Source organism: Pseudoalteromonas sp. TB41 (assembly GCF_000497975.1).
GTDB lineage: Bacteria > Pseudomonadota > Gammaproteobacteria > Enterobacterales > Alteromonadaceae > Pseudoalteromonas > Pseudoalteromonas tetraodonis.
The window spans coordinates 1-13,210 of sequence record NZ_AUTH01000106.1 but is presented as its reverse complement, the minus strand read 5'-3'; the positions used below and the strand labels follow the sequence as shown (position 1 = coordinate 13,210).

The 13,210-nt window shown below is 38.7% G+C and carries 18 protein-coding genes and 1 pseudogene; 17 read left to right on the top strand and 2 right to left on the bottom strand.

Features of this window, described 5'->3' with window-relative positions:
* The first annotated feature begins 73 nt into the window (after nt 1–73).
* Together L641_RS0118740 and L641_RS0118735 are read left to right on the top strand one after the other, a co-directional pair.
* Entirely contained in the window at nt 74–664 is a 591-nt protein-coding gene (locus L641_RS0118740) for an ATP-binding cassette domain-containing protein (RefSeq protein WP_013464562.1), read from the top strand.
* Entirely contained in the window at nt 661–1,773 is a 1,113-nt protein-coding gene (locus L641_RS0118735) for a DUF6136 family protein (protein WP_024602775.1), read from the top strand. Before L641_RS0118740 ends, L641_RS0118735 begins: the two co-directional genes overlap by 4 nt.
* Here L641_RS0118735 and fadE read toward each other — a convergent pair whose 3' ends face one another.
* Nucleotides 1,774–4,236, bottom strand: a complete 2,463-nt coding sequence (fadE, locus tag L641_RS0118730; RefSeq protein ID WP_024602774.1) for an acyl-CoA dehydrogenase FadE — start codon at nt 4,234–4,236, stop codon at nt 1,774–1,776.
* Between the two features lie 496 nt (nt 4,237–4,732).
* Between fadE and L641_RS0118725 the strand changes: the two genes are divergently transcribed.
* The 7 genes from L641_RS0118725 to L641_RS0118695 all read left to right on the top strand — a co-directional run bounded on the left by L641_RS0118725 (nt 4,733) and on the right by L641_RS0118695 (nt 9,332).
* On the top strand, nt 4,733–5,965 hold the full coding sequence (locus L641_RS0118725) for a site-specific integrase (RefSeq protein ID WP_024602773.1): 1,233 nt from the start codon (nt 4,733–4,735) through the stop codon (nt 5,963–5,965).
* A gap of 191 nt (nt 5,966–6,156) precedes the next feature.
* Complete coding sequence (locus L641_RS0118720; RefSeq protein ID WP_024602772.1) at nt 6,157–6,414, top strand: type II toxin-antitoxin system HicA family toxin; 258 nt, start codon at nt 6,157–6,159, stop codon at nt 6,412–6,414.
* Nucleotides 6,407–6,880 carry a type II toxin-antitoxin system HicB family antitoxin gene (locus L641_RS0118715; protein ID WP_024602771.1) on the top strand — a complete coding sequence of 158 codons (474 nt, stop codon included), beginning with the start codon at nt 6,407–6,409 and terminating at the stop codon, nt 6,878–6,880. The genes L641_RS0118720 and L641_RS0118715 overlap by 8 nt, the downstream gene beginning before the upstream one ends.
* A gap of 2 nt (nt 6,881–6,882) precedes the next feature.
* Nucleotides 6,883–7,305 carry a hypothetical protein gene (locus L641_RS0118710; protein ID WP_024602770.1) on the top strand — a complete coding sequence of 141 codons (423 nt, stop codon included), beginning with the start codon at nt 6,883–6,885 and terminating at the stop codon, nt 7,303–7,305.
* Between the two features lie 214 nt (nt 7,306–7,519).
* Nucleotides 7,520–7,972, top strand: coding sequence for a hypothetical protein (locus tag L641_RS0118705; RefSeq protein WP_024602769.1), 453 nt, complete (start codon nt 7,520–7,522; stop codon nt 7,970–7,972).
* 89 nt (nt 7,973–8,061) lie between these two features.
* Entirely contained in the window at nt 8,062–8,580 is a 519-nt protein-coding gene (locus L641_RS0118700; RefSeq protein WP_024602768.1) for a PH domain-containing protein, read from the top strand.
* 251 nt (nt 8,581–8,831) lie between these two features.
* Nucleotides 8,832–9,332 carry a DUF4760 domain-containing protein gene (locus tag L641_RS0118695; RefSeq protein WP_024602767.1) on the top strand — a complete coding sequence of 167 codons (501 nt, stop codon included), beginning with the start codon at nt 8,832–8,834 and terminating at the stop codon, nt 9,330–9,332.
* A gap of 47 nt (nt 9,333–9,379) precedes the next feature.
* Here L641_RS0118695 and L641_RS0118690 read toward each other — a convergent pair whose 3' ends face one another.
* Nucleotides 9,380–10,000, bottom strand: a complete 621-nt coding sequence (locus L641_RS0118690) for a LexA family transcriptional regulator (protein WP_029750466.1) — start codon at nt 9,998–10,000, stop codon at nt 9,380–9,382.
* Nucleotides 10,001–10,153: 153 nt separating this feature from the next.
* Between L641_RS0118690 and L641_RS0118685 the strand changes: the two genes are divergently transcribed.
* The 8 genes and pseudogenes from L641_RS0118685 to L641_RS22475 form a co-directional block, all read left to right on the top strand.
* A complete protein-coding gene (locus L641_RS0118685) occupies nt 10,154–10,372 on the top strand; it encodes a YdaS family helix-turn-helix protein (protein WP_008111714.1) in 219 nt (72 codons plus the stop codon).
* On the top strand, nt 10,369–10,641 hold the full coding sequence (locus L641_RS0118680; RefSeq protein WP_024602766.1) for an AlpA family phage regulatory protein: 273 nt from the start codon (nt 10,369–10,371) through the stop codon (nt 10,639–10,641). The genes L641_RS0118685 and L641_RS0118680 overlap by 4 nt, the downstream gene beginning before the upstream one ends.
* Nucleotides 10,642–10,651: 10 nt before the next feature.
* Nucleotides 10,652–11,056 (top strand): hypothetical protein, encoded by a 405-nt coding sequence (locus tag L641_RS0118675; RefSeq protein WP_024602765.1) that lies wholly within the window; start codon nt 10,652–10,654, stop codon nt 11,054–11,056.
* A 9-nt stretch (nt 11,057–11,065) separates the two neighbouring features.
* The gene (locus L641_RS0118670; protein ID WP_024602764.1) at nt 11,066–11,665 is read left to right on the top strand and encodes a DNA N-6-adenine-methyltransferase; all 600 of its coding nucleotides are present in this window, start codon (nt 11,066–11,068) and stop codon (nt 11,663–11,665) included.
* Nucleotides 11,665–11,973 (top strand): hypothetical protein, encoded by a 309-nt coding sequence (locus tag L641_RS0118665; protein WP_024602763.1) that lies wholly within the window; start codon nt 11,665–11,667, stop codon nt 11,971–11,973. The genes L641_RS0118670 and L641_RS0118665 overlap by 1 nt, the downstream gene beginning before the upstream one ends.
* Before the next feature lie 19 nt (nt 11,974–11,992).
* Nucleotides 11,993–12,292: a hypothetical protein gene (locus L641_RS0118660; RefSeq protein ID WP_024602762.1), complete on the top strand. Its 300-nt coding sequence runs from the start codon at nt 11,993–11,995 to the stop codon at nt 12,290–12,292.
* Nucleotides 12,289–12,837, top strand: a complete 549-nt coding sequence (locus tag L641_RS0118655; RefSeq protein ID WP_024602004.1) for a 3'-5' exoribonuclease — start codon at nt 12,289–12,291, stop codon at nt 12,835–12,837. Before L641_RS0118660 ends, L641_RS0118655 begins: the two co-directional genes overlap by 4 nt.
* A pseudogene (locus L641_RS22475) lies at nt 12,837–13,210 on the top strand (replication endonuclease); the annotation flags it as partial. The gene L641_RS0118655 and the pseudogene L641_RS22475, both read left to right, overlap by 1 nt.

Here is a 13,210-nt window from a genome sequence, read left to right as displayed (position 1 = left end):
AAGTGTTACAAACCATGTAGCCCACGAAAATAGAAAACCAGTTATAATTCACTTTCAAAATCAGGGAGTATTTATGATAGAAGTCATTGGGTTACATAAACAGTTTGCTGAAAACGTATTGTACAGTGGTTATAGTGTGCAGTTTTGTGCACCTAAAATATGCATTGAAGCGCCTAATGGCCAAGGTAAAACAACGCTGTTGATGATGTTGGCAGAGCTCGAAACGCGCCAAAGTGGGCAGATTTTATTTTCTAAAAAAGCATTAACCGAACCGCATAAACAAGTTGCTATAGCATCAGACTGTATTGCTTTACCTGACTTTCTTACGGCAAAGCAAATTATTAACTTGTCCGTGAATACGCTGGGTTGTGATTGGCCAACGACAATAATAGATGGGTTTAATTTCAATGAATTTTTAAATACTCGTTTTGATGCGCTGTCGTCAGGTAATCAAAAGAAATGCCAGTTAATTTTAGCGCTTATGCGTGATGCACCTTATTTACTTCTAGACGAACCCAGCGCAGCACTTGATCAAGCCAGTATTCAGTATTTATTAGTACTGCTTGATGAATATCTAATAGATAAGCCAAATGGGCAAATAGTCATCACCTGCCATGAACCAGCGCCATTTATTGAGCGTGGCTTTGAGTGTATACCGTTATGATTGCAAATTTAAAACAATCAATCGGGCAATATCGCTCTTTTATGGATTATCGTTATCAGGCTTACAAAACTGAACTCACGCAATTATTGTTACAACTAAAAAGCTTTGGGTTGTTATTTTTAGTGGTGTTAGGCTCGTCAGTGTTGGGTTTGATATTGCTACTTTTTTTAGGCCTTGGAAAAATTATAGACAGCAGCGCAGCACCCCAATACGGTGCACAAATGGCTTTATTTTATTTGTTACTACAAAGTGTGATGCTCAGCGCAATGAAGTCAGCAATTAAAAATAGTAAGCAGCGGTTATTTCAGCAAACTATTGCACGATCAGTTTGGTTAAATTTAGTCGATATTAAACTATTAACGCTCAGTAATGCATGGCTTATAGCCAGTGTATTAATTGCGCTAGATTTAACGCTAACACAATGGGTTAAAGTACCGCATTTTATTGTATTTATGTTGCTGCAGTTTATCTTGGGCGTTTTGTGTTTATACAAAACCAGCGCACTGGTATATGGCTTTTTGTTTAGCACGATATTAGTGCTGGTTCCTATTCATATGCAGCCGCTCACTTATCATATGGGCTTTGCTTTATTGTTTGCGCTGAGCCTTTTTGTCCCCGTGGTTAATGTTAAAGGGCGTATTGCAGTAAGTTCATTATTGGGCTTTTGGTTTTGTTATTTATTAAACCATTGTTGGACACTTGTTTGGCGCGTGTCGTTACTTTTATGTGTATTCATGGCAACAGCTGCGCTAATAAACGAACGTGCTGATTTAGTACCTATACTTGTGATATTAGCCATGGCTTTTATTGTACTCTTTAGTAGTTCATTGCAATTTGATTGCGGTAGGGTGTATGAGCAGTATCGATTATTTTTTAAAACATGCGAGCAAGAACGCGCCTTTTATATTAGCCATTTTTTACCTAGCATATTGCTGTTTTTATTAGCCACAATAAGTTATAGCGTTATTTTTGGTTACACTCATATTGTATTATTTGTCATTGGAAATATGTGGTGTGTATTACAGGTTTACCTTGCACAAAAAAAACCAGCGCATTATGCGCTGGTTTGGCTAATTTCAACAGGGTTGCTGCTAGCTTTACTAAATTAGTTAAGCGGCATCTGCCTTTTTAGATTTAGCTTTGCTATTACGCGCTGCTTTGCCGGCAAGTAAATCTGCAGGGTCAAAGTCGTCAACGTTAATAACGTCTAAGCGAGCTTGTTCAACAGCTGCTAACTTATCAGCTTCAGCTTGGCTTAAAATGCCGGCTTCTAAGCCCATTTGCGCCACTTTATCAAGTTGGAAGAATGGCAATTTAACGCCTTTCTCTTTACATACGCGTTCAAATAAAGGCTCTACCTCTAGCACGTCTTTAAGCGTTTGCTCTTGACGACCTACAAGGTTAAGCGGCTCGTTTGTAAGGTATACATAACTTGCTAAACGATTACGCGTTTCGCTAGGCACTTGTAGTAATTGCGCTAGTTTATGCTCAAGTTTGTCGGTAGGTTTACGAACCGGGCGACCAAACGGGAATAACAATACTTTTAATACGCCACGAAGTGGTGCAGATGGCATATTGTTGATTAAATCAGCAAGCGCACGTTGACAGTGGTAAAGGTGATCCTGACAGCTCCACTGAACCAGTGCAAAATCTTCTTTTTTACGGCCTTCGTCGTTATAACGTTTAAGCGTTGCAGACACTAAGTAAAGGTAGCTTAATAAGTCACCTAAGCGTGCTGAAATACGTTCTTTACGTTTAAGTGAACCACCAAATACTGCCATACTAATATCAGACATAAGTGCAAGCGATGCACTAAAGCGTGAAGCTATACGATAAAACTCTGCCGTTTCGTCTTTGTACGGCACGCTAGTAAAGCGAGCGCCAGTAAGTGCAAGCCACTTAGTGCGCACTAGGTTAGACATGGTAAAGCCAATGTGGCCCATTAGCGCTTTATCAAATACGTTAAGCGCTTCTTCGCGGTCTTCAATTTCACACGCACCTAGCTCGGTAAGTACAAATGGATGACAACGAATTGCACCTTGACCATAAATAATCATATTACGGGTCAAGATGTTTGCACCTTCAACGGTAATGGCAATAGGTGCACCTTGATAGCCACGACCCAAATAGTTACTTGGCCCAAGCATGATCCCTTTACCGCCTAGCACGTCCATTGCATGAATGGTTGAATCGCGCATTTGCTCGGTAAGGTGGTATTTAATAATAGCCGAAATCACAGATGGTTTTTCGCCTAAATCAACTGCGCCTGTAGACATGCTTACTGCAGCGTCTGAGCTGTAAGCATAACCGGCAAGCTTCGCCATTGACTCTTCAACCCCTTCCATTTTACCAATTGGTAAGCGGAATTGACGACGAATACGGCTATAAGCACCGGTTGCTACTGCAATCATTTTAATGCCACCGGCTGAATTTGACGGCAACGTAATAGCACGACCAACCGATAAACATTCAACTAGCATACGCCAGCCTTGACCAGCCATTTCTGGGCCGCCAATAATGTAATCAAGTGGAACGAAAATATCTTTACCGCGAGTAGGGCCGTTTTGGAATGGCACATTAAGCGGGAAGTGACGACGACCAATTTCTACCCCAGGGGTATCTGTTGGGATAAGTGCACAGGTAATACCTGGCTCTTTAACGTCGCTTAATAATCCATCAGGATCTTGTAACTTAAATGCTAGACCAAGTACCGTAGCTACAGGCGCAAGTGTTATGTAACGTTTGTTCCATGTAAGGCTTACACCAACTACTTCTTTGCCATTCCATTGCCCTTTACACACTACACCGTAGTCTGGAATTGAGCTTGCATCAGAACCCGCCTCTGGCGAGGTAAGTGCAAAACATGGAATTTCTTGACCGCTTGCTAAACGCGGTAAGTAATGATTTTTTTGATCTTCAGTACCATAGTGCTGTAATAGCTCACCTGGGCCTAACGAGTTAGGTACACCAACAATTGACGAAAGCAATGTTGATTTACTGGTTAGTTTTTGCAGTACACACGATTGTGCAAATGCAGAGAATTCTAAGCCGCCGTATTCCTTTTTAATGATCATGGCAAAGAATTTGTTATCTTTCAGATATTGCCATACATCCTGAGGTAAATCCGTTAGCTCATGCGTAGCTTCCCAATCGTCCAGCATACTACATACAACTTCAACAGGGCCGTCGATAAATGCCTGCTCTTCAATAGTAAGCTTTGGAACTGGATACTGGTGAAGCTTTTTCCAATCTGGGTTACCACAAAATAAATCAGCTTCCCACCAAGTTGTACCGGCATCAATAGCTGACTTTTCGGTGTCAGACATGCTCGGTGTAACTTTTTTGAAGACCTTGAAAATAGGCTTGATAATATATTGCTGACGAATGCCAGTAACAGAAAGAGGCACTGCGATGATTAAAAAGATCACCCAGCTAATTAAACCAAAAGCACCAGCAAAGGTACCAATTAATAATGTTGCGGCAGAAACACCAAGTGCTGTGTTCCAACTCGCTCTGTGGTAAAGCGCAATGCTGAGCAGTGCGATTAAACCGAGTGTAAATATGAGTGTCATTGCTAATTCCTTAATAGAGGTCAGACCACCTTGTTTAGAGTAGCGCTAGTAACGCTAAGTTTCAAGTACATTACTTAGATTAAAGTGTAGTTATCGGTACGATTATTACAATCCGTTGTATGTTATACGAACAGTTTGGCTGTAATCGTTTATTTTGGCTTATCATAAAAAATATAAGCGTTAAAAAATCAATTAATCTAGTAGTAATATAAGTTTAATTAAGTAAATATACTTATGATTTTCAGTGTACGCTTATTAAAAATAGAACGATATTCTATGTTTAGCTTTTTAAAGGTTTATTTATTTTATGTGTGAATTACTTGGCATGTCGGTTTTTTAGATTTCATCCAGTATTAGCTTGTCGCAACCTACTGCAAAACCTCGCTTTTAATAGTCTAAAGCTTTTCATATTGTCTCGTTCTGTTATTGTTATCGCATACTAATCTGTGACCAAAACTGTGACCCATGTGGTGGTCACAGTTTCAAATGGCAATATATGAACTTTACAGACAAATCAATTAAGGCGCTTAAGGCCAAAGAAAAACGCTATGTATTAACCGAGTCAGGTAACTATGGGGAAGGGCGCTTACAAATTAGAGTTAGCGAATCTGGTGCTAAAACGTTTCGGGTTCAGTATCACATAAATGGCAAGCGTAAAGTAATAGGCCTTGGTAATTACCCAACCGTCGATCTTAAAAAAGCGCGTAGTAAACATGCTAAAATAGCAGTCTTATTAAGTGACAATATCGACCCGCAAGAACACCAGTTAGAAACTCAAAAAGCGGAGTTTGGATCATTAGCAAAACGTACCATGTTACAAATGCTTGCTGACTTTAATGTATTCATAAGCACACGCTGGGCAGAGTCAACAATAGACCGAACTGAAAAGCTCATTAAAAGAAACATTACCCCGTTTATAAAACCCGAATTAATGCCCGACGAGTTCACCATAGATATGGCCCGCGACATTATTTACCGTGTTTATAACCGTGGCGCTAAAGAACAAGCGCGACTGGTTCGCAGCGTACTAATGAGCATATTAAAATTTGCTATAGATTTTGATAACTCACCAGAGCAATACAAAAAGCCAAACCTATACGATATTAAAACAAACTTCATCAGAGATATTAATTTTGAAACGCCAAAAAATAAAGGTGAACGCTGGTTAAATGAAGCCGAACTAAAAAAAGTATGGAATGCAGACGACCTACCTTATTACACCCACCAATACATAAAATTGGCATTGTTACTTGGTGGCCAACGGGTAAACGAGGTTTATGGCTCTTACGTAAGTGACTTTGATTTAGAAAATAAAACTTTCACTATCCCCGCAAATCGTATCAAAGTACAACAACGGGGCGATCACATAGTGCCATTATGCGAAACCACAATACCTGTAATCCAAGAGTTAATGCAGCAAAGCGGTAAAGCAGGGCAAATGTTCCCGCATCGCGACAACCCAACAGCAACCGCACATGTATCAACATTAAGAATGGCAATATTACGTTGGTGTGAAAAAAACAAAGTGCCAAACTTTAATCCTCGCGATCTACGTAGAACGTGTAAAACTCTTATGGGCAAAGCGGGTATAGATAAAATAAACCGCGACATACTTCAGCAACACAACAAGTTTGATGTATCAAGTGTGCATTATGATAGATACGACTACATGAAAGAAAAACGCCAAAGCATTGAGGTGTGGGAGAAATTCTTATTGAAGAGTATATAAGGATTAGAACGTTTAAATTAGACAAAGTGGTTATTACGTAAGATACTATAATTTTCGATAATTATTCATTTGCGTACTGATCGTTGAAAAATATTTAGTAAATAATAACAACTAAAATTAGTGAATTTTAAACTGTACAAGCGACTGCAACTAAATTATAGTTGCAGTCCAAATTTTTAAGGCTATAGTCAATGGGGAAACAAGAAAAATTAAGAAATAGGCTTTTATCCAAGCCAAAAGATTTCACATGGAGTGAAATGAATTCCCTGCTTGGCAATTTAGGATTCGAATTACTTAAGGGGAGTGGCTCTAAAAGGAAGTTTGTTCATAATGAAACAAAAACAATAATAATTATACATGAGCCTCATCCAGGTAATATTTTAAAGAGGTATATAATTGAACAAGTCACTACTAAGTTAGTTGAAATGGAGTTAATAGATAATGAGTAAATGTCTAAAGTACAAAGGCTTTTTAGGTTCTGTTGAAGTTTGCCTAGAAGAAGGTGTGGTTTATGGCAAAATTGAATGCATAAATGATCTAGTTACTTATGAAGCAACAAATGTTGAGGAGCTTCGTAAAGAGTTTGAGTCATCTGTAGATGATTATTTGGAAACTTGTGAATTATTAGGCAAACAACCTGATAAAACTATGTCAGGAACCTTCAATATTAGAATCGGAAATGAACTTCATAAAAAAGTTTTCTTAAAAGCCAGAGAAAATGGCAAATCACTTAACGAATATATTTGTGAGCTTTTAGAGAGAGGAATTGGAGAGATTCAACAAGTTCATGTTATTCATAAAAATTTGAAAAATAGCTCTATAAAAAGAGATTTCGATACGGCGTTCGATTTTACTAAAGCTTGGAATATGAACACCAATTCTGCTTTTATTAACCACACTTATGAAGAGCATTAGTAATGGATTTAAAAAATTTATTGTATAAGGGTCATAATTTAAGAACTGTTGATTTTGATATGTTTTCTGATCATGAAGGAAAAGGGTATTACAATTACTCAAACGAGATTGATAACGATGTTATTGTTATAGAAGACGAATCGGATAAAGAGAATCTTAAAAGAGATATACAGATAGAAGTAAACTCAGTACTTGAAGGGTTTGAACAAGATACGGATGTGAAAATATTTAGTTTAAAGTTAAAATTTACTGCCGTATTTTGTCTCTATGGCGATGATATTTTAGAAGAAACAATCGGCCAAGATAATGAATGGTTTTTCTTAAATTTTGTTGCACAATCTTCGAAAAAGATAATTGAATCTATTTTAGAAGACACGCCTTTAAGAGGAATTCCCATCCCAGCTCACAGAAGTCTAGGCAGCTAATAAAGCCCGCGCAACGCGGGCTTTTTTGTGTCTGTAATATAGTAAAACTAAATCGATTTTCCTGCAAAAAAACCACTTTACAAACTAGCGTACAATTACCGTTTATTGGGATTGGCGGTTTTTAGATATTTATGATTATCTATGAAGTTAAAAACATTGAATTAACGCTTATTTTTACTATATTAAGTTAATCAGGGAAAGCAAGGTTATCAGGATGAATACAAAAACATGGATTGTAGCAACAGGGTTAGTAGTACTTTTATTCGGTTGCTCAGGCGTAGAAACACACAAATATACAGAAGTAACCGCATTTAATTTCATTCAAGGGATAGACAAATCAGTTGTTGTTTCATTTGGAGAAAACCCACAAAACCACTACTCATTTGCGATCAGAAAAAAAGATATTAAAACAGGGACTAAACTTTTTTCTGAATCAAAAAATAATACTAACTTTGCTGTCTTTGCTGAGTTGAATGAGCAAACATTTATTCGCTCATCAAACCATGCAACCTACGCACAATTGATCGTTGTAGATATTGATAAAAAAAACCAAATAGCTACTTTTAAAATTAAAGCGCAATTAATGGACCTAAATAGTAAAGCTTTAAAAAAGATAGATGAAACTACGGTAAAAATAACAGGTAGCAAATTTACAGTTCTTTTATAAAAAAGCTGTATAAATACCCAGCTTGTTAAAAGCTGAACGCTAACTTAATCTAGCCAATTGCAACATTATGGAAAATATAAGGATAAGGCATGGCTAAAGAACCAAAGCACATAGTTAAATTTAAAGAGCTACACCTAAAACAAAATGAAAGAATTATTGCATGGAGCGAAGGCTATATTGGCAATGCAATGGGCAAAGGAAGTGACACCCAACACAATGGTGTTTTACTCGTAACACCAGAGCGAGTGGTTTTCTACCGAAAAGGGATAATGGGTGAAGTTATAGAATCAATACCATTAAAAAATATAAATTCATTAGAGCGCCAATCAGCATTGATGAAACACACAATATTTATTTACAGCTCAGGTAATGAAATAGAGTTTAAAAGCTTTAATAAAGAAGATAATGAAAAATTAGTATCAGAAATTGAAAAAGCACAAGAAAGCTCAGGAGGCGCAGCAGTAAAACCTATAGCCACTGAAAAAAGCGCAGAGCCCAAAGAAGACGTATACGAGCAGCTTAAAAAACTAGGAGAATTAAAAGAGTTGGGCATTTTAAGCGAGCAAGAATTTGTAGAGAAAAAAGCAGTATTAATGAGTAGAATATAAATTTTAAAGGGAACTATAAGCGCTTAATGGCGTCTTATAGAGTGTCATATCAGTGCATATAGTTCTTGCTGTCTTTATATGTTTCTTTTAGTATCAGCAGCAACATGCTACTATTACAACAGTGGGTGTGCTAAGTTTATTGCGTCCCACGGACTAATCAGCAATTTAGGAGAGTGATTATGAACAATCAATATGTAACTCCAACCCGTACGTTTAAGGACGATTACGAGCCTGTATAAGGGAAGGATCCTTTGTTAGAAAACATACCAAATGGGCAATTATCAGCCATAGCCACAGCAAGCTTTGGAACTATAGCGTCGATAATTGCCATATCAGCCATAATTTCAAATCGTCAACTCGCAAAAAAGAAGAACTCACTGGATACAATTTTAGTAATTAAAGGTGACGACAAGCTTAAAAATGCAATTGGCGCAATTTACAAAGTTCATAAAGATCCTACAAAATCCATAGAAACGTTTGCTTATGATGAACATGCAGCCGCTGAGGAAGCACAGCATATTCGTTATGTATTGAACTTTTATGAGTATTTATCAGTAGGTGTTGATGAAGGTGTGTACGCTGAAAGAATACTAAAAAACAGCATGTACTCAACTATTGTGAATGTCCATGAAAGGTGTAAACCTTTTATAAATATCATTCGTTCACAAGGGCAAAAAACAGCTTATTGTAACTTTGAAAAACTAGCGGTTAAGTGGGAAAATAACCCCATTAAAAAACCCAAAAGTAATTAACAAACAGCCCGCAAACGCGGGCTTTTTTGTGCCTGGTGTTTAGTTAATTAAAACGACTTACCCGCAAACACCACCTTACCAACCAAGGTGCAGTTGCCATTAATCGGTATTAATTGCTCTGGCCAGTTGGGGTTGGCGGCTTTTAAGAATTTGTGGCCACCTTCAATAATAAGCTGTTTAAATGTGGCTTGGTTGTCGTCGTCTAGGCGGGCTACAACATAGGAACCGTGGATGCATTCGGCTTCAGGGTCTACAAAAATTAAATCACCTTCATCAAACTTTGGCTCCATGCTAATGCCTTGCACTTTTAATACAAACGTAAGATCACTGCAATTAACAGGGCACATAAAGCGCTCTGCATCATAGGCTTTAATTTCAGTTATTTCAGACCAGCTACCTGCTTGAACCCAGCTAATTAGTGGGGCTGTGGATTTAATTGATGGGCCTGGTGAAACGTTGCTATTTCTGCCTTCACCAATTCCAAACTGTAAAAACTCTGGCGGGCAATCTAGCGCATTGGCTAATGCCTGAATATTCCGAGGGTTTTTGGTAGTGCCATTTTCAATTTTTTGCAGTGACTGTTGTGCAATACCAATCATTTCAGATAGTTGAACTTGAGTAAGTTTAAGTTCTTTTCGCCTTTCTTTAATTCTTTTCCCGATGCTCATAGGTAGTCCTTTATCATCCAAATCAACAGATTAAAAAATTTATTTACAGCTAAATTACAGCTTTTCACTATTTTACAGTTAAAAAGGGTATTGACAACCACCCTTTAACTGTACTTTAATACAGCTACAAACTGTAATTTAAGGTGTTGAACTGTGAATAACATCACTAAAGCTGTAAAAATCTATGGTGGGCAAACCAAATTAGGCAACGCCTTAGGTGTAAAACAGGCTTCTGTATGGGATTGGATGAATAAATTCGGCCAAGCCCCAGCGAAATACATACCGCGTATTTCAGAACTAACAAACGGCGAAGTATCGGTAAACGATTTACTGGCCGATCATCAAAAAACAAACAAGGACGATGCAGCATGAACCAATCAAATGTAGCCGATCACTACCGCCGCAATTTACGCGGCGAGGTTATCACCATTAACGACCGCTACTTACGCCCAGCCGATGTGGCAGAAAAGTGCGGTATTCACCGTTCAACAATTTACCGCTTAATAGAGCGCGGCCAGTTTCCTAAATCGCACAAAGCATCAAGCGGCCGTGTGGTATGGGTTGAAGAAGACATAGAAGAATGGATGCGCCTTGGCGCTGAAAAGTTTCACGAGTTTTACGGTCAACATCAAGCAAACTAGGAGCATAACCATGGCAAATGCATTAGTTAAACAAACCGAAAACGCACAACCTGCACCATTAAAAGCAGTAGAGGGGCGTCACATACCTAAAGGGCTAGCTGAAATAAAAGCATTAATGAGCGATAGAACCCGCACACCAGGTTATGTGTTTAATGCCGTTTTAACCGCTAAGCAACGCAAAATAGTGTGTATTGCTGCAGGGCTTAAACAGCGTCATGTAGAAATGAGCTTTTATCAGTTTAATTTTCAAGAGCGTGATGCAGTACGCAAAGGCATTTTAGCGTTACAAGACATTGTTGCTGCTTTTACTGAAGCAAATGTACTTGGGCGCGAAAACTTCGAAAGAACCCCGCCTAAGTTTGATGTTGTTCCGCATTTAGTTGAACAGTCAAAAACTGATTCACAAGCACATTAAGGGACGGCCATGACTCCCGATCAGCTAATCAATCAAGACAGTGGCAATGTTGAGTTTTACACGCCAGCTAAAGTTTTGAAGTATGTGCACCAAATGTTCCCCGTTATTGATTTAGATCCTGCAAGTTGTGCAGTGGCTAACAAGTCAGTAAAAGCAACGTGCTACTTAACGAAAGAAGACGATGCATTAACACGGAATTGGATAGCTAATACCGTTTGGTTAAATCACCCATTCAATAAAGGTGAAAAAGCCTGCAAACCAAAGTGCGTTAAAAAAATATGTAACGACCCGAGCTACCATAAATATCGTGGCCACTGCATTACCGAAGATATAGCAAGCAACGGCGATTGGATTGACTACTACTTAGACCAATATGCACAAGGTAACTTTAAAGAAGCAATGAACATCACCTTTGTTAATAGCTCAGAAGCATGGTGCCAAAAGTTATTAAACGCAGGCTTAAGCTGCTTTATTGATGGCCGCACACACTTCAACGACCCAAAAGGCAATGTAAAAAAAGGCGCACCAAAAGGCTGCTTCATTACTTACCTTGGCGATAGACCCGACGAGTTCCGCAAAATATTCTCAGCGCTTGGAGTAGTGAAGTAATGAAACTACACCCAAAAGCAAAAGCGGCACTTAGATGTTTAGTTGCTTGTGAAAAGTCACCGGAAGTTAGAGACATGTTTTCTCTTGCATATCAGATGGCAATCGAAGTGCTTGAAAAATATGCGCCTGAAATATCAGCGCGGTTTGATTGCATTAATTCACAAACAATAGAAGAGGCTGAGCGTGCAGATGCTTGGTTTAACTATTCATATAAAGAATACATGATTCAAGATCATCACGATGTAAAACATGTAGAAGTTTTTCATCAAATACACCTACCCAACGAATTAAACGACATCCCGTTTTAACCCCAAAGGAATACTAAAAATGAACACTATCAAAGACCAAGATCTATCTAAAAATCAGCAATTACTTAAAAGCATTGTTGAACACGCTATCGACCAAGCTAATTTTACTATCAAAAATTTAGCCAAGCGCCCAACGGTTTCCATGCTGATGGAGTGTGAAAACTGCCTTACAGACCTAATGCCAGTAGTGCAATTAATTGCAGTTGACCACATTGAATACGCGCCAATTTACGACCGCCTAAGCGAAACCCTAGACGCAGTACAACGCGGCTGTGATTTTGACCTAATTGAACTTGAATTAGACGGCGGTGCAGCATGAACAATGTAATGGTGCATTTAACTCGTTTAGATAATCGCCCAAGCGCAATGATCGTTGAAATTGCGGCGGTATTTTTTGACCCTAAAACAGGTGTAATTGGCGCTGATTTTCACGAGGTTATATCGCCAGAAAAACAAGACCGATTAGGCACTGCAACAGCCGCGTTTAATTCTCAGTGGGGACACTACTTACGCACCAATTACCCTGATGATGAAGACTTGGGCACTGATATTGTTTTTGCCTTGGATTCATTCGTTGATTGGCTTTGTCAGATAGAAGTAATGGCAGACCGTGTTATGTGGTCAACAGGTGATGACTTTTCAGATTGCGGTCTACTGCACCAACTGATTTTAGATTACATGGGTAAAAACCCAGAGCATAGAACAGGCCGCTTTTGGAGAGCTGACAAGGTTAATGATATACAAACTTTGTTTAACTTAATCGGCTATACACAAGAACCTAATTTTCCCGCTATACATGCAACAGACATTGTGAAGTTAAAAGCCAAAGCGGTTAGCGATATAAAGCAGGCGCTTAAACTGTAATGGCTAACCCAATCCCGATCGACCTTGACGCCCTTAACCTATCAAGCATAGCTAAGGGCTTAATTTCGTCTATTACTGATATTGACGACTTTAATTACCTTGCTAGCAACTTGGAAAAAGTGCCTGTATCGCTGCAAAGTCGCATGGCCCGTAAATACATTGATCGTTACACCGAGAAAAAAGCGGGGAGCCAGTTCCGTGCTAATACATGGATGCGCCGCACTATTGCGCGTTTAAAGCCTCGCTTTGGTGTTCTGCTCAGTATTACTCACAATATGCCATTGCCATGGCATATTCTAAGTAGTGTTGAAAAAACTAAAAAGCATGCAGGCACTCTTGCATTAGAGTGCCTTGAAAAAGCACTTGATGTAAG

Bases quoted from the DNA above. Each gene is read 5' to 3' on its own strand.
- L641_RS0118740 (WP_013464562.1), top strand. From the start codon at position 74: ATGATAGAAGTCATTGGGTTACATAAACAGTTTGCTGAAAACGTATTG.
- L641_RS0118735 (WP_024602775.1), top strand. From the start codon at position 661: ATGATTGCAAATTTAAAACAATCAATCGGGCAATATCGCTCTTTTATG.
- fadE (WP_024602774.1), bottom strand. From the start codon at position 4,236: ATGACACTCATATTTACACTCGGTTTAATCGCACTGCTCAGCATTGCG.
- L641_RS0118725 (WP_024602773.1), top strand. From the start codon at position 4,733: ATGAACTTTACAGACAAATCAATTAAGGCGCTTAAGGCCAAAGAAAAA.
- L641_RS0118720 (WP_024602772.1), top strand. From the start codon at position 6,157: ATGGGGAAACAAGAAAAATTAAGAAATAGGCTTTTATCCAAGCCAAAA.
- L641_RS0118715 (WP_024602771.1), top strand. From the start codon at position 6,407: ATGAGTAAATGTCTAAAGTACAAAGGCTTTTTAGGTTCTGTTGAAGTT.
- L641_RS0118710 (WP_024602770.1), top strand. From the start codon at position 6,883: ATGGATTTAAAAAATTTATTGTATAAGGGTCATAATTTAAGAACTGTT.
- L641_RS0118705 (WP_024602769.1), top strand. From the start codon at position 7,520: ATGAATACAAAAACATGGATTGTAGCAACAGGGTTAGTAGTACTTTTA.
- L641_RS0118700 (WP_024602768.1), top strand. From the start codon at position 8,062: ATGGCTAAAGAACCAAAGCACATAGTTAAATTTAAAGAGCTACACCTA.
- L641_RS0118690 (WP_029750466.1), bottom strand. From the start codon at position 10,000: ATGAGCATCGGGAAAAGAATTAAAGAAAGGCGAAAAGAACTTAAACTT.
- L641_RS0118680 (WP_024602766.1), top strand. From the start codon at position 10,369: ATGAACCAATCAAATGTAGCCGATCACTACCGCCGCAATTTACGCGGC.
- L641_RS0118675 (WP_024602765.1), top strand. From the start codon at position 10,652: ATGGCAAATGCATTAGTTAAACAAACCGAAAACGCACAACCTGCACCA.
- L641_RS0118670 (WP_024602764.1), top strand. From the start codon at position 11,066: ATGACTCCCGATCAGCTAATCAATCAAGACAGTGGCAATGTTGAGTTT.
- L641_RS0118665 (WP_024602763.1), top strand. From the start codon at position 11,665: ATGAAACTACACCCAAAAGCAAAAGCGGCACTTAGATGTTTAGTTGCT.
- L641_RS0118660 (WP_024602762.1), top strand. From the start codon at position 11,993: ATGAACACTATCAAAGACCAAGATCTATCTAAAAATCAGCAATTACTT.
- L641_RS0118655 (WP_024602004.1), top strand. From the start codon at position 12,289: ATGAACAATGTAATGGTGCATTTAACTCGTTTAGATAATCGCCCAAGC.